The 14,428-nt window shown below is 61.6% G+C and carries 14 protein-coding genes; 3 read left to right on the top strand and 11 right to left on the bottom strand.

The genetic code is table 11. The features are described from left to right. Positions 1-124 precede the first annotated feature (124 nt). The 6 genes from ahcY to NKI08_RS12640 all read right to left on the bottom strand — a co-directional run bounded on the left by ahcY (position 125) and on the right by NKI08_RS12640 (position 5,782). Positions 125-1,525, bottom strand: coding sequence for an adenosylhomocysteinase (gene ahcY / locus NKI08_RS12665; protein WP_023677552.1), 1,401 nt, complete (start codon positions 1,523-1,525; stop codon positions 125-127). A gap of 411 nt (positions 1,526-1,936) precedes the next feature. Beyond that, positions 1,937-2,233 (bottom strand): HPr family phosphocarrier protein, encoded by a 297-nt coding sequence (locus NKI08_RS12660; RefSeq protein ID WP_023677551.1) that lies wholly within the window; start codon positions 2,231-2,233, stop codon positions 1,937-1,939. After that, the gene (locus NKI08_RS12655) at positions 2,230-2,631 is read right to left on the bottom strand and encodes a PTS sugar transporter subunit IIA (protein WP_023677550.1); all 402 of its coding nucleotides are present in this window, start codon (positions 2,629-2,631) and stop codon (positions 2,230-2,232) included. Before NKI08_RS12655 ends, NKI08_RS12660 begins: the two co-directional genes overlap by 4 nt. A 164-nt stretch (positions 2,632-2,795) precedes the next feature. Then, complete coding sequence (locus NKI08_RS12650; RefSeq protein ID WP_352769611.1) at positions 2,796-3,242, bottom strand: HPr kinase/phosphorylase; 447 nt, start codon at positions 3,240-3,242, stop codon at positions 2,796-2,798. Between the two features lie 31 nt (positions 3,243-3,273). Then, positions 3,274-5,058: a sensor histidine kinase gene (locus NKI08_RS12645; protein ID WP_023677548.1), complete on the bottom strand. Its 1,785-nt coding sequence runs from the start codon at positions 5,056-5,058 to the stop codon at positions 3,274-3,276. A gap of 22 nt (positions 5,059-5,080) precedes the next feature. After that, positions 5,081-5,782, bottom strand: coding sequence for a response regulator transcription factor (locus tag NKI08_RS12640; protein ID WP_023677547.1), 702 nt, complete (start codon positions 5,780-5,782; stop codon positions 5,081-5,083). A 342-nt stretch (positions 5,783-6,124) separates the two neighbouring features. Between NKI08_RS12640 and NKI08_RS12635 the strand changes: the two genes are divergently transcribed. From NKI08_RS12635 to NKI08_RS12625, 3 genes are all read left to right on the top strand, one after another. Beyond that, on the top strand, positions 6,125-7,735 hold the full coding sequence (locus NKI08_RS12635; RefSeq protein WP_352539988.1) for a phosphoenolpyruvate carboxykinase: 1,611 nt from the start codon (positions 6,125-6,127) through the stop codon (positions 7,733-7,735). Between the two features lie 79 nt (positions 7,736-7,814). Next, positions 7,815-8,252, top strand: coding sequence for an alternative ribosome rescue aminoacyl-tRNA hydrolase ArfB (arfB, locus tag NKI08_RS12630; RefSeq protein WP_023677545.1), 438 nt, complete (start codon positions 7,815-7,817; stop codon positions 8,250-8,252). Positions 8,253-8,383: 131 nt separating this feature from the next. Further along, entirely contained in the window at positions 8,384-9,001 is a 618-nt protein-coding gene (locus NKI08_RS12625) for an alpha-ketoglutarate-dependent dioxygenase AlkB family protein (protein ID WP_352769608.1), read from the top strand. On the opposite strand, the gene NKI08_RS12620 is transcribed toward NKI08_RS12625, so the two are convergent. The 5 genes from NKI08_RS12620 to NKI08_RS12600 all read right to left on the bottom strand — a co-directional run bounded on the left by NKI08_RS12620 (position 8,964) and on the right by NKI08_RS12600 (position 14,413). Further along, positions 8,964-10,577: a hypothetical protein gene (locus NKI08_RS12620; protein ID WP_352769605.1), complete on the bottom strand. Its 1,614-nt coding sequence runs from the start codon at positions 10,575-10,577 to the stop codon at positions 8,964-8,966. The two genes, NKI08_RS12625 and NKI08_RS12620, sit on opposite strands and share 38 nt — an antisense overlap. Before the next feature lie 67 nt (positions 10,578-10,644). Next, complete coding sequence (locus tag NKI08_RS12615) at positions 10,645-12,243, bottom strand: hypothetical protein (RefSeq protein WP_352769602.1); 1,599 nt, start codon at positions 12,241-12,243, stop codon at positions 10,645-10,647. Further along, complete coding sequence (locus tag NKI08_RS12610; RefSeq protein WP_352451659.1) at positions 12,233-12,628, bottom strand: GtrA family protein; 396 nt, start codon at positions 12,626-12,628, stop codon at positions 12,233-12,235. Before NKI08_RS12610 ends, NKI08_RS12615 begins: the two co-directional genes overlap by 11 nt. 7 nt (positions 12,629-12,635) lie before the next feature. Beyond that, positions 12,636-13,406 carry a class I SAM-dependent methyltransferase gene (locus NKI08_RS12605; protein ID WP_352769598.1) on the bottom strand — a complete coding sequence of 257 codons (771 nt, stop codon included), beginning with the start codon at positions 13,404-13,406 and terminating at the stop codon, positions 12,636-12,638. After that, on the bottom strand, positions 13,406-14,413 hold the full coding sequence (locus NKI08_RS12600) for a glycosyltransferase family 2 protein (RefSeq protein ID WP_352769595.1): 1,008 nt from the start codon (positions 14,411-14,413) through the stop codon (positions 13,406-13,408). Before NKI08_RS12600 ends, NKI08_RS12605 begins: the two co-directional genes overlap by 1 nt. Positions 14,414-14,428 lie beyond the last annotated feature (15 nt).

The raw sequence follows: 14,428 nt of genomic DNA, 5'->3' as shown, positions 1-14,428 counted from the left end.
CGGACAGCGAATCAGCACCATAGCGCTTGCGCGAATCGGCGTGAAGAATCAATCAGCGCAAAAATAAAGCCGGGCGAAAAGTCAATCGCCCGGCTTCAATATCTAGTGGCAAGTTTCGCCGTGGTTAATAGCGGTAGTGTTCCGGCTTGAACGGTCCCTGCGGAGTGACGCCGATATAGGCGGCCTGTTCGCCGGACAGTTCGGTCAGGCGGGCACCGAGCTTGTCGAGATGCAGGCGCGCGACCTTTTCGTCGAGATGCTTCGGCAGGACATAGACCTGGTTCTCGTACTGACCGGGCTTGGTGTACAGCTCGATCTGGGCCAACACCTGATTGGTGAAGGACGCCGACATGACGAAGCTCGGATGGCCGGTGGCGTTGCCGAGGTTGAGCAGACGGCCTTCCGACAAAAGGATCATCCGCTTGCCGTCCGGGAAGGTGATCATGTCCACCTGAGGCTTGATGTTGGTCCACTTCAGGTTGCGCAGCGAGGCCACCTGGATCTCGTTGTCGAAGTGACCGATGTTGCCGACGATCACCATGTCCTTCATCAGGCGCATGTGGTCGAGGGTAACGACGTCCTTGTTGCCGGTGGTGGTGATGACGATGTCGGCCGTCGGCGCCGCGTCTTCGAGCGTGACCACCTCGAAACCGTCCATCGCCGCCTGCAGCGCGCAGATCGGATCGACCTCGGTGACCTTGACGCGGGCGCCGGCGCCCTTGAGCGAAGCCGACGAGCCCTTGCCGACGTCGCCATAGCCGCAGACAACCGCGACCTTGCCAGCCATCATCGTGTCGGTGCCGCGGCGAATGCCGTCGACAAGCGATTCCTTGCAGCCATATTTGTTGTCGAATTTCGACTTGGTGACGGAATCATTGACGTTGATCGCCGGGAACGGCAGCAGGCCTTTTTTCTGCAACTGATAGAGCCGGTTGACGCCGGTCGTCGTCTCTTCGGTGACGCCGCGGATCGCTTCCTTCTGCTTGGTGAAGAAGCCGGGCGATGCCTGCATGCGCTTCTTGATCTGGGCAAACAGGATCTCTTCCTCTTCGCTGCCCGGATTGGACAGCACATCCTCGCCGGCCTCGGCGCGGGCGCCGATCAGGATGTACATGGTGGCATCGCCACCGTCATCGAGGATCATGTTGGAGGTGCCGCCATCGGCCCACTGGAAGATCTTGTCGGTGTAGACCCAATAATCCTCCAGCGTCTCGCCCTTGACGGCAAACACCGGAATTCCGGCCTCGGCAATGGCCGCGGCAGCGTGGTCCTGGGTCGAGAAGATATTGCAGGAAGCCCAGCGGATGTCGGCGCCGAGCGCTTTCAGCGTTTCGATCAGCACCGCCGTCTGGATGGTCATGTGCAGCGAACCGGTGATGCGCGCGCCCTTGAGCGGCTTCTTGTCGCCGAATTCCTCGCGGCAGGCCATCAGGCCGGGCATTTCGGTTTCGGCGATCTCGATCTCCTTGCGGCCCCAGCCGGCAAGCGCGATGTCAGCGACCACATAGTCCTTGCTACCCGTCATGGCAGTGCTCCGATGCGAATTGATTGCGGGACGCGCCCGCCCCGAAGGCATTTCGGAGGGCGCGAGTTGCCGGCCTGACTAGCAGATCGGGAGTGGGACGACAATGGGATATAAAGAAATCTTTATCCGTGCATGTCTTCAGCGGCGGCGGCCATGAGAGCGCGCAGAAGGGGTGCTGTCCAAGGTGGCCGTCCCTCAGACCTCAGATCGGCAACACTTTCAAAGCCGGAAACAAAAACCCGCCTCGGCGGGCGGGTCTTCGGGGCCAATTGGCACTATAGCGAAATTAGTAGCATAGCTGCCGGCACAAAGCAAGAACAAAATACGCGACGGTCGCGCAAAAATGCGATTTCCTTCACCGCCGCAAGGTTGCGCCCGAACATGCCGTAGCAGGTGCCGTCGGCGAAGCCGTCAGCACTCCTCGCCGAAACGGGAAGCAACCAGTTGCTCCAGCGCATCGATGACCTCTTCGGCCTCCGGGCCGGTGGCGGTGACGCGTATCGAATAACCGGGGCTCGCCGCCAGCATCATCAGGCCCATGATCGAGGTGCCGCCGACCTTGACGCCGTCCTTCTCGACCTGGACCGTGGCGTTGAAGCCGCTGGCGATTTGAACGAACTTGGCCGAGGCGCGCGCATGCAGGCCGCGCTGGTTGACGATTGGAAAGTCGCGAACGATCTTGTCCTTTTCCGGCAACAGCGCGCTCATTTGCTGCTCAGGAGTTGACTGGCGACATTGATGTATTTGCGGCCGGCAGCCTGCGCCTCATCCAGCGCGGCCGTCATGTTGTCGCCCTTGCGAACGCTGGACAGCTTGATCAGCATCGGCAGGTTCATGCCGGCAATGACCTCGATACGCCCGGATTCCATCACGGAAATGGCGAGGTTAGAGGGCGTGCCGCCGAACATGTCGGTCAAAACGATGACGCCTGATCCCGTATCGACGCGGCCGACTGCCTCGATAATGTCGCGGCGGCGCTGTTCCATATCGTCGTCGGCACCGATCGCCACGGTCTCGAAATTGTCTTGTGGCCCAACGACATGTTCCACGGCATTGCGGAACTCGGCGGCCAGTTGACCGTGCGTTACAAGCACGAGTCCGATCATTCTTTGGTGGCTCCCGTCATCGCCGCTTCACAGGCGCATTTTATGCTCGCCGACCGTTCCAGGTGGCGGGAGCGCTATCTTGTCGACGCAAGGCCCGTTGACAAGCCCAAAATTGCGCCGGCCCAAGCCAATTTGACGCATTGCAGCAAAAAATCGAAATCGGATCACAGGAAAGGCGCAATTGACAGGCGCGACATCACTGCCGGCAAGGCCGCCGCTACATTGCGCCCGGCAAGATCGATGCGCGGCACTGGTACGCCGACAACGAGTTCGCAGCAGTCTTCCTGGAAGCGGGCCATTTTGCCGGCTGGCACCAGCCGGATAATGAGGTCGATCACGCAGCTTGGCTCGAACCGTATCGGTTTGGGGCCGAATCCCGGCACCTCGACGAGGCCGGCTATGCTGACTGGTGCGCGGCAGACCAGCCGCCCGTCGCAATCTGCAGCATAGAGCTGGTCATCGCCGATCAGCCGGGAAAACAGCTCACGCTGGCTGCAATGATCGATCAGGGCGAGCGCCAGCGTCGTCTTGCCCAAACCGGACGGTCCGGTGATGAGAATGCCGCGATCACCCATCAGGATCGCGGTGCCGTGAATATTTTCAGGCTGCACAATAGGACCAGGCGTGATTGGAATTCATCCGTCAGCCTTCCGCCGGCAGCGTCACCACGAAGCGCGCGCCCTTGATCTCGCCAGGCTTGGTGCCCGGGATGTTCTCGGCGCTCAGCGTGCCGCCATGGGCTTCAACGATCTGCCTGGATATCGACAGGCCAAGGCCCGAGTTCTGACCGAACGCCTCGCCGGCCGGCCGATCGGTATAGAACCGCTCGAAAATGCGGTCGATGTTATCGGCCCGGATACCGGGTCCATTGTCGTCGATGGTGACGATGTTGAACTTGCCGGCGCGCGCCAGCGATATGGTGATGTGGCCACGTTCCTCGGGAACGAACGAGCGGGCATTCTCGATCAGGTTGGTGATCACCTGGCCGATCCTCAGATCATGACCGACGACGAAGTAGCCTTTCACGCCCTGCGGCAGTTTGGCGACCTTGAATTCGATCTCGACCGCCTTCTTGTTGCGCGTGGCCTCGCGCGAGACGGCGACCAGATCGGTGATGAACTTCTTGAGGTCGACGGTTCCTGCATCTTCCCGCGCCAGCTCGGCATCGAGACGGGAGGCATCGGAAATATCGGTGATGAGACGGTCAAGCCGCCTCACATCGTGCTGGATGATATCCATCAGCCGGCTGCGCGAATTGTCGTTCCTGGCCAGCGGCAATGTCTCCACCGCGCTGCGCAGCGAGGTAAGCGGGTTCTTCAACTCGTGCGAGACATCCGCGGCAAAACTTTCGATCGCCTCGATGCGGGCGTAGAGCGCGTTGGTCATGTCGCGCACGGCGATCGACAGATTGCCGATCTCGTCCTGGCGGTCGGAGAAGTCGGGGATTTCCTCGCGGTTCTTGACGCCGCGGCGAACCCTGACCGCCGCCGCGGAAAGCCGGCGCAGCGGGTTGGCGATGGTGGAGGCCAGCAGCATCGACAGGATGGCGGTAACCAGGGCGGCAATGCCGAACACGCGCAGGATCGCCTTGCGCTCGGCCGCGACGATCTTGTCGATGTCGCCGCCTTCGGTCGACAGCATCAGCACGCCGAGAACGGCACGGAAGCGCTGGATCGGCACCGCCACAGAAACGATCTGCTCGCCCTGCTCCGAGATCCGCACGATCGTCGACGGGCTGCCGGTAAGCGCCTTGACCACTTCCGGAAACGCGGCGCCGTTGCCACCCGGCTGCTCGCGATAGACAGGCAGCTGCTTGTTGCGGAAGAAATCGAAGACGAATTTCTGGATGCGCTCCAGAAGGTCTGGCTGTTCCTCTTCGACCGGCGGCAAATCGTAGCGAAGGATCTGGCCGCGCGAATAGAGATGGCGGGAATCGAGCAGCAGGTTGGCGTCGCGGTCGTAAATGCGGGCGCGTGTGCGCGTCGGCGAGATCAACCGCCTGAGCACCGGCGCCACGCGTTCCGGATTGATCGGGAAATCGAGGTTGTCGAGCTGATCGGAGCCCGGGCCGAGGCTTTCGCCGGCCTGCAACTCGAGCAGCTTCTCCGGATCGATGCTGATCGAATCGGTCTCGACCGTCGCCGAGGCGGCGATCGCGCCGGCGATGATCTCGCCTTGAGTCATCAGGCTCTCGACACGGGCGTCGATCAGCCCGTCGCGAAAGGTATTGAGATAGAGAATGCCGGTGACCAGGACGGCAAGGCCGGCAAGGTTGAGAAAGAGGATACGCCGCGTCAGGCTGGAAAAGATGTGATGGCCGAGAAACCGGCGCATCGGCACCGTAATTTTCGACACGAAGGCGGGCAGAATCCGCGGCGGGCGCCTGGCGGCGCCCGACCGTCTCACTCGCTCTACTTGCACTGCCATCGAATAGCAGCTCCCGCTCGACTCAAGCTTCGCGGAACCGATATCCGACTCCGTAAAGGGTTTCGATCATTTCGAAGTCATCATCAACGGCCTTGAACTTTTTGCGCAGCCGCTTGATGTGACTGTCGATGGTGCGGTCATCGACATAGACCTGCTCATCATAAGCCGAATCCATCAGCGCATCACGGCTTTTTACGACCCCCGGACGCTGTGCCAGCGAATGCAGGATGAGGAACTCGGTGACGGTAAGCGTCACCGGCTCGCCCTTCCAGGTGCAGGTGTGGCGCTCCTGGTCCATGACAAGCTGGCCGCGCTCAAGCGACCGGGCCTGCTGGTTGGGCGCCTTGGCCGCCGCCTCGCGGGTGCTGGCGCGGCGCAGCACGGCGCGGACGCGCTCCACCAGAAGACGCTGCGAGAAGGGTTTGCGGATGAAGTCGTCGGCGCCCATCTTGAGGCCGAACAGTTCATCGATCTCATCGTCCTTGGAGGTCAGGAAGATTACTGGCAGGTCGGATTTCTGACGCATCCGGCGCAGCAACTCCATGCCGTCCATGCGCGGCATCTTGATGTCAAGGATGGCGAGGTTCGGCGGGCGCGCCGCCAGTCCCTCCAGCGCCGATGCCCCATCCGTGTAGGTTTCGACCCGATAACCCTCGGATTCGAGGGCGATCGAAACCGAAGTCAGAATGTTGCGATCGTCGTCGACAAGCGCGATTGTTGCCATTTCAAGCGGCTCCCTCATGAGCTGTCCCTTCTTTCGTCGAGAAGGGGCTTTTGCAGGACAAATTAGGTACAAAATGTGGCACAGGCTGTATCCGCTGTCACGCGCGGCATGTCGACGGCTACAATTGTACCTCGATATGGATTGGACGAATGAACATCGCCAATCCTTTGGGCAACCATCAGTGTTTTTGCACATATAAACGATTTAAACAACTTTCAAAATATTTAAATCGATTAATGATTTGATATCATTCGCCTTTTCTGGTTTTGACGTTTTTAGCTCCTGCAATGGGGGTTCCGGAATTCGCCGGTAAAGACGCGGTAAATCGAAGAAGGGACACCCATGTCGGAAGCCGGCAAACGCAATCCTGCATGTGCAATCGATCGCATCGACCTGAGAACCACGGGCGTGGTGCGCTATAATTTCGGCGCGGCCGCGCTCTACGAGGAGGCAATCCGCCGTGGCGAGGCCCGACTCACCGCGCATGGCGCGCTTGCCGCCGAGACCGGGCAGCACACCGGCCGCTCGCCCAGGGACAAATTCGTGGTGCGCGACGAAAGCACCGCGCCGCATATATGGTGGGACAACAACAAAGCGATTTCGCCGATCCAGTTCGATACGCTGCTTGCCGATTTTCGCGCCCACGCGGCCGGAAAGGACCTTTATGTGCAGGACCTGGTCGGCGGCGCCGACGAGGAACTGAAGCTGCCGACCAGGGTGATCACGGAGCTTGCCTGGCACTCCTTGTTCATCCGCAATCTGCTCATCCGACCGGCCGCCGCCGAACTCGAGCATTTCATGCCCGATTTGACGATCATCGACCTGCCGTCGTTTCGCGCCGATCCCGCCCGCCACGGCACGCGCGGCGAAACGGTGATTGCCGTCGATCTTTCGCACATGATCGTGTTGATCGGCGGTACCTCGTATGCCGGCGAGATGAAGAAGTCGGTGTTCACCGTGCTCAACTATCTGCTGCCGGCAAAAGGTGTGATGCCGATGCACTGCTCGGCCAATGAAGGGCCCGTCGGCGACGCGGCCGTTTTCTTCGGCCTTTCCGGGACCGGCAAGACGACGTTGTCGGCCGACCCGTCGCGCACGCTGGTCGGCGACGACGAGCATGGCTGGGGACCGCACGGCATCTTCAATTTCGAGGGCGGCTGCTATGCCAAGACGATCAAGCTTTCGGCCGAAGCCGAGCCGGAGATCTTCGCCACCACCCAGCGCTTCGGCACGGTGCTGGAGAATGTGGCGCTCGACGCAGGCCGCGTGCCGGATTTCGACGATGGCGGGCTGACCGAAAACACACGCTGCGCCTATCCGCTCCACTTCATCCCCAACGCCAGCAAGACGGGGCGCGCCAGCCACCCGAAGAACATCATCATGCTGACCGCCGACGCATTCGGTGTGATGCCGCCGATCGCGCGGCTGACCCCGGCGCAGGCCATGTACCATTTCCTCTCCGGCTATACCGCCAAGGTGGCGGGGACCGAGAAGGGCGTTACGGAACCCGAAGCGACATTTTCGACATGCTTCGGCGCACCGTTCATGCCGCGGCATCCGTCGGAATACGGCAATCTGCTGCGCGAGCTCATCGCCCGCCACGGCGTCGATTGCTGGCTGGTCAACACCGGCTGGACCGGCGGCGCCTACGGCACCGGCAAGCGAATGCCGATCAAAGCAACGCGGGCGCTGCTTGCGGCGGCGCTCGACGGCTCGCTGAAAGCGGCCGACTTCCGCACCGACGCCAATTTCGGTTTCGACGTTCCCGTGACGGTTGCCGGCGTCGACCGCGCCATTCTCGACCCTAGATCGACTTGGATCGACAAGCCCGCCTACGACCGGCAGGCGGCAAGGCTGGTCGGCATGTTCGTCGACAATTTCGAAAAATTCGAAGCCCATGTCGACGCCACCGTGCTCGGCGCCGCACCACGCATGCAGGTAGCGGCTGAATAGCCGTCGCCCCTGGTGATGCTTCAAGGCCCGGCTTCGATCGGGCCTTTTCTTTTTTCGCCTGCCGCGCCATGAGTGCGGCATGAACGCCGACGACAAGATCATCATTACCGACGATGCGGTGATTAATCCGGGCGACCTGCACGAGGACTTCATCCGTTCGTCCGGCCCGGGCGGCCAGAACGTCAACAAGGTGGCGACGGCAGTGCAATTGCGCTTCGATGCCGCCAATGCGGCTGGCCTGTCGGAGCGGGTGCGCGAACGGACCATCAAGCTTGCCGGCCAGCGCGCCACCAAGGACGGCGTCATCGTCATTGAAGCCGGACGCTTCCGCACCCAGGAGCAGAACCGGGCGGACGCCCGGGCGCGGCTGACGGCACTGGTCGCCAAGGCCGCCGAACCACCACCACCGCCGCGCAAGAAGACCAGGCCGTCCAAAGGCGCGGTCGAAAGACGGCTCAAGAGCAAGGCCGGGCGCGGCTCGATCAAGAAACTGCGCGGCCGGGTCGGGGATGAGTGACAGCCGAAGCGGCTTCCGATCTCAGATCGCCGGTTAAAGCGCGCAGCCACCGTCGGAGGCGGCTTTCGGGTCGCCGTTTTCATTTGACGGTGGCATTCTGATTTCTCCAGACCAACGGATTAAGCGACGCGATGCTCGTACTGCCCAAAGGCGTCCGCCATATGCCCGGCTACCTGTCGCGCGCCATGCAGGAAGTGCTGGTGGAAGATATCAGGCAGATCGTGCAGAACGCGCCGCTGTTCGTGCCGGCGATGCCGCGTACCGGCAAGGAGATGAGCGTGCGCATGACCAATTGCGGTCCGCTGGGCTGGGTCACCGACAAGGAGCACGGCTATCGCTACCAGCCGACCCACCCGGTGACCGGAAGGCCTTGGCCGCCGATCCCGGAGATGCTGCTCGAACTGTGGCGGGATGTATCTGCCTATGCGCACCCGCCGGAAGCCTGCCTGGTCAATTTCTATTCGCAGGATGCCAAGATGGGTCTTCACCAGGATCGCGACGAGAGCGATTTCTCCGCGCCTGTCGTCTCGGTGTCGCTCGGCGACGATTGCCTGTTCCGGGTCGGCCAGACGACGCGCGACGGCGCTACCAAATCGTTCAGGCTGAGGAGCGGCGACGTCGTCGTGCTTGGCGGCGAAGGGCGGCTCTGCTTTCACGGCGTCGACCGTATCTACCCGTCGACCTCGGCATTGCTCAGGAGTGGCGGCCGCATCAATCTGACGCTGCGACGGGTGACGATGCCGAAATAGGCTGTTCGGGTGGCCGGCGGCCCGGGCGGACATAATCGTCGCGCAGATAGATGCGCTCGGTCTCGTCCTCGATAAGAATGCGGTAGTGCGCCAGGATGGCGTCAAAGCCAAAATGCCCCATCAGTTGGCTTGTCCACATCGTGTTGTTTTTCTTGAAGACGACGATATCCGGGCGCAGACGCACGAACTCTTCGCGTTTGCTTTCGACGTAGCGCGCCATGATGGCTCGGTAACGCATGGCTTCGGCGGTGTCACCCGAGAGAGCTGCCTGCCGGGACAGGGAAAGTGCGAACGCTCCAAGCCAATCGCTGACGTGGGTCGAAACGAACTGCCCATCGATCATACGGTTCAACGGATGTCCCGAGGAAATATCCGAACTGACCAACGCTACGGTCGGCCGATCGGTGGCGGCGCGAATTGCAGCAACCAGCGCCGGCCCTGGTTTCTGGGTGCTCCAGTACGGCAAGAAAGCGATTGCCACCGCCGCCAATGCCCAAGCTCGCGAAGGAGCCGTCACGAACGTCAACAGCTTCGACGGCCGCTGCACGATCCTGGGCAGTGCCGACAGGCAGAAAATGGCTGCAACAGCGCAAAAGATCGCGGGATAGGCATGATAAGACCAGCCTTTGGCTTGGTAGAACAGGGGAAACATGCCGGCGATCGATGCCGCCAACGCTACCGCCGCCAGCTCTGGAAACCGCCTGGCCGGCCACAGCCACCAGATCAGGAAGACAAGGAAACACCACGAGAAACCGTAGCCGATCACAATCGGCCAAAAGATGCCGATCTTTGCATAAACGTCCGCCAAGAGGGGATAGATGTCGCGCACAAATTCCGGATGGATCAGCGTGACCGTGCTGAGATAGACAACGCAGATGCCGCCAATGACCCAGTGTTCCAGGGCGAAGATCGATTTCAGACTGCGCCGGCGCACTGCAACGACCAGCGCCGGCGCCAACACCATGATCGCATAGTAGGGCTTGACCAGCAGCAGAATGCTGCCCGACAGGCCGGCGAGTACGGCGAGCCCGGGGTCTGGTTGGGCAGTTGCGTCTCTGCGCGCGCGCCAGGCATGAAGCGCAAGCAGCGGCATGAAAAGTGCCATGCCGATATGCTCCCGCTCGCTGAAGGCATTTCCGGGGAAGACCACGAACATTGCGCAAAACGCTGGCCCCAGTGCAAACAATGATGCAGTTTCGGTGAAACTCGCACGCTTGACGATCACGCCCGAGAGCGAAAGTCCGATAAGCACGGCAAGGTATGTCCAGGCCTCAACCAGGATTTCCGGCGCGGTGCCCAGCCATCTGGCCGCAGCCACTGGCGGCAGATAGAGCCAGACGCTGAATGGGGGATTGGTCTCGTAGATTTGCGAGTAGAGCCGCTCACCGGACAGCATACGCTCGCAGACCGTGATCAGCCAGCTAGTGTCGGGAACAGTCCCCCAACGTCGCTGCCAGAAGATCGAGAAGACGGTGACTGCGGCAATGGCCAGGACATTGCGGCTAGGAAGCAGCGGCGCCGCAATATCCCGGTCGCGCCAGCGGCTCAAGCCGCCAATGTCGTTCGAGACGCTCATGCTGTTGCACCGAGGCTCTCGAGATCGAGCCATATGTCGTCCAGTGGAGCGATTGGATCCAGCCGTGTCATGGGTTTCCGGGGGCTCCTGCTCTATCGGTTTGGAGCGGCGCAGGCGCCGTGTAACGCAGATAGACAGTGATTTCCGGCTCGGCGTGCAGCAGACGATAGTCGGCCAAGGCGACCTGGATCCGCTTGTCCTGCAGCATCAGGGCAGTCCACGCCGGCGAGCCTGACAGCACGATATCGGGCTTCTTCGCTGATATCTCGGCGGCGTTTTCGCCGATCACCCGATCGCGGATGCTTTCAAGTTCCGGTCTCCGTTCGAGATCGCCGGTGACGCGGGCGAGCGTGTCCGCGTTGGAGACCGCCCAGGCGCTCGGATGGCGTGATATGAACCTGCCGCCGACCAGCCTGGCGAGGGGATGGGCAACCTGCATCTGGTCGGCAATCGACATGATGGCCGGGGTTTCGACCGTTGCGCGGATCGCGGCGACAGACCGGGCGATCGGGCCGTTATCCGTCGTCAGCGCCGCGTACTGTGCCCTGACCGCTATTTGCAGCACCAGCACGCAGCCGAAGATCAGGGCGGCCTTGCGAACGATGCCTGCACTGCCGAATGTGCCGAACCGCACAAGCTGCATGCCAAATGCAAGTGTCGCAACAACGACCATCGGCAGCGCGTGATTGGGCCAACCCTTGCCCATGACGATGAGGGCCGGAATGAACCCCAGGGCGGTCAGGAGCGGAATCCTGACGTCCCAGTTCGTGTTTCTCAGGCCGCCGGCCGCTAGCATGGTGGCGGCGGCTAGAAGCAGCACCACTTTCGGCCAGTTTGCCAGCATATCGGCGGCAGAGGCCCTCAACGGAAGATAGACCTCCCTGACCAAGGGCAGGACGTCGCTGACGTAAGCGCGGTCGAAGAGCGCGATGGACGCGATATAGGCGGCCACGATCGCAGCGCCCATCAGGTTCTCTGCGACGAAGAGCGGTCTCAGCGACCGCCTTTCAAGCGCAAGACAGAGCGACGGCAACATGAAGGCCAGCACAAAATAGGGCGGCTTGACCATGACCACGACCGCCGCGCAGAAACCCGCGACCATGTGCTCCAGGCGCGAGCCCGCGCTGAAATCCAGGTTCCGCTGACGTGTGCATTGCAACGCCACCCAAGGCAGAATGGCAATCAATGCGAAGTGCTCGCGTTGGCCGAATTGATCCGGCATGAAACACAGGATCAAAAACAGGGCCGCCGCTGCCGCCCACAGCGCATGGGGCTGCCGGTAGACCGGTTCATCGCGCGCGAGAATACGGACGGAACCGAAAAGACTGGCCAGGCTCAGGCAAACGACGCCAAGCGTCAGCCAGAATTCCGCACGTATGCCGGTGAGCTTTTCCAGGAGCATGAATGGCATGTAGAGCCAGATCGAGAAAGGTGGGTTCGTCTCCACGATGTCGGTGTTGAGCCGCTCTCCGCCAAGCAGGCGGTCGCAGACGACCAGAAGCCATGACACGTCGACATTGGTCGGGATTGCAACGGTGGATAGCCAGACGGCGTATGTGACGACCAGGCAGGCCAGCAGCAACGGAGCACCCGCTACGCCCGCAAAGGGCGAGAAGCGGTTGGCGCCGGGCAGCAGTTCATTGAGGGGTCGCGCGCTAGAGACCACGAAACACCCAGCGCCCGAGGACGACATAGTTGATGACCGGCACGGCAATGCAGGTAAGCAGGATCGGGACTGCGGCGGGGATGCCGAGCATCTGGGTCAAAAGCGCCGGCAGGGCGATCGCGACGGCGAGGCCGGAAGCGGTGAGCAGGAGGAAGCGGGGCAGTTCCATCGCGTGGCTGCCGCCCGAGGTGAAGGTGAAATATTTATGCCCGGTGTAGGAGAACAGCGCGGCGACGGCGTAGGCCGCAAACGATGTGAGCGCCGCCGGCAGGGCCGCCGTCGCCTGTCCACGCGACAGCAGGAAAGCGCAAACGGCGTAGATCAGCGTCGACGCAATGCCAATCAGCGCAAAGCGCGATAGTCGACGATACGAGCCGGTGCCCATAACGCGGTCAAGCTGCCAATTTCTCGTTGAGGCGAGCGGTTTCGACGGCGCTGTCCCTGCGGAACACCGCCAGCAGCGAAACGCCGAAGGGCAGGTTTGCATTTGGTATGATGCGGCCTTCCGCCGAAAACACTGCCTTCATCGCCGCATTCAGTGGTTTCGGCGGCGTGGCATGACCGGCTGGCAAGGCCGGCCTGCGCAACCTGTCCACCAGTCGTGCCAGTGCTGCGACAGGAAAGAGCGCGGCATTTGTGTAGCTCAGCCGGTCGATCGTGAAACCAGCCTTTTCAATTCGTTCACGCAGCAGATTGCGTGAATAGCGCCGCATGTGATGCAGCCCCACATCATGCGTGCTCCACAACCATTGGTGTGCGGGCACGGTAAGGACGACGCTGCCGCCTGGTTTCAGCATTTGGCGGATCGCGGCAAGCGACGCCTCGTCTTCGGCGACATGTTCCAGCACGTCGAACAGGCAGACGAGATCGCAGCTTTGCGGCGCGACAGGAATGTTGTCCGGCAGATGTCCGGCGAGGAAGTCGCGGCCGGTCTTTTCCCAGGCAATCCTGCGCGCGAGGTCGCTCATCTCGACTGCCGTCACCGCGCCGAACTGCTCCAGCATCCGGATATTGCCGCCGGTGCCGGCGCCGATCTCGACGATGCGCGCGTTTTCAGGCAGGCCGATGCTGCGAATGACCGCCTCGGCGATGGCGCGACGCCCGCAGAACCACCAATGCTCGTCTTCGGTGGCGGCCATCTGTCGGTAAGCGTCGATCTCCATCAGCTCATTCCCTCATATTTGCGGCGCACGATATAGATCGGACGCTGCTTGATCTCGGCGTAGACCCTGCCGAGGTATTGTCCGATGATGCCGATGCCGAGTAACTGGATGCCGCCAAGGAAAAGAACACTGACCAGCAGGGAGGCGTAGCCGGGCACATCAACGCCAAAGATCATTGTCTTGGCGACGATCAGCAGGCCGTAGAGGAACGACAGCGCGGAAATCGTCGCGCCGACATAGGTCCAGATTTCAAGCGGAGCGGTGGAGAAGCTGGTGATGCCTTCGAGCGCGAAGTTCCACAGCTTCCAGCCGGAGAATTTCGACTGGCCGGCGATGCGCTGATCGCGGACGTATTCGACGCTTGCGGTGCGGAACCCGACCCAGGCGAACAGGCCCTTCATGAAACGACGGCGTTCGGGCAAAGACCGCAGCGCCTGGATGACCTGGCGGTCGATCAAACGGAAGTCGCCGACATCGTGCGGGATCTTCTGCTGCGCGATCCAGTTGTGAACGCGGTAGAACATCGAGGCGGAGCGCTGCTTGAGAAAGCTGTCGCTCGACCGATTGGCTCGCTTGGCCAGAACAACCTCAAAACCCTCGCGCCACTTTTCCACAAGCAGCGGAATGACATGCGGCGGATCCTGCATATCGACATCCATCGGGATCGCTGCATCGGCATCGCAGCTGTCGAGCCCCGCGGTCATCGCGGCTTCCTTGCCGAAATTGCGTGAAAGGTCGATTACGTGGATGCGTGGATCGGTTTGTTGGGCTTCGATCAGCTTTTCGAGCGTCGTATCGCTGCTGCCGTCGTTGACGAAGATGAACTCGAGGGCAACGCCTTTGTCCTTCAGCAGCGCGGTGCTTTCGCATACCGCCTTCAGGAATGGAGCAATTGCGCCTTCCTCATTGTGGACAGGCACGATCAAGGCAATCGTTGCGCCGCCGCTGCCCGGACGTGCGATGCGGTCAGATGCCGGCCGATCGATGTTTAGGAATGGCGCATTCATTTGTTTGCCGAGCCC

The organism is Mesorhizobium sp. M0768 (genome assembly GCF_040320195.1).
GTDB lineage: Bacteria > Pseudomonadota > Alphaproteobacteria > Rhizobiales > Rhizobiaceae > Mesorhizobium.
The sequence above is the reverse complement of the archived record's forward strand: the minus strand, read 5'-3'. Positions and strand labels throughout refer to the sequence as shown.

Excerpts from the sequence above, each read along its gene's own strand:
- ahcY (WP_023677552.1), bottom strand. The coding sequence starts at position 1,525 with ATGACGGGTAGCAAGGACTATGTGGTCGCTGACATCGCGCTTGCCGGC.
- arfB (WP_023677545.1), top strand. The coding sequence starts at position 7,815 with ATGAACGCCGACGACAAGATCATCATTACCGACGATGCGGTGATTAAT.
- NKI08_RS12635 (WP_352539988.1), top strand. The coding sequence starts at position 6,125 with ATGTCGGAAGCCGGCAAACGCAATCCTGCATGTGCAATCGATCGCATC.
- NKI08_RS12610 (WP_352451659.1), bottom strand. The coding sequence starts at position 12,628 with ATGGGCACCGGCTCGTATCGTCGACTATCGCGCTTTGCGCTGATTGGC.
- NKI08_RS12645 (WP_023677548.1), bottom strand. The coding sequence starts at position 5,058 with ATGGCAGTGCAAGTAGAGCGAGTGAGACGGTCGGGCGCCGCCAGGCGC.
- NKI08_RS12625 (WP_352769608.1), top strand. The coding sequence starts at position 8,384 with ATGCTCGTACTGCCCAAAGGCGTCCGCCATATGCCCGGCTACCTGTCG.
- NKI08_RS12655 (WP_023677550.1), bottom strand. The coding sequence starts at position 2,631 with ATGATCGGACTCGTGCTTGTAACGCACGGTCAACTGGCCGCCGAGTTC.
- NKI08_RS12640 (WP_023677547.1), bottom strand. The coding sequence starts at position 5,782 with ATGGCAACAATCGCGCTTGTCGACGACGATCGCAACATTCTGACTTCG.
- NKI08_RS12605 (WP_352769598.1), bottom strand. The coding sequence starts at position 13,406 with ATGGAGATCGACGCTTACCGACAGATGGCCGCCACCGAAGACGAGCAT.
- NKI08_RS12660 (WP_023677551.1), bottom strand. The coding sequence starts at position 2,233 with ATGAGCGCGCTGTTGCCGGAAAAGGACAAGATCGTTCGCGACTTTCCA.
- NKI08_RS12620 (WP_352769605.1), bottom strand. The coding sequence starts at position 10,577 with ATGAGCGTCTCGAACGACATTGGCGGCTTGAGCCGCTGGCGCGACCGG.
- NKI08_RS12600 (WP_352769595.1), bottom strand. The coding sequence starts at position 14,413 with ATGAATGCGCCATTCCTAAACATCGATCGGCCGGCATCTGACCGCATC.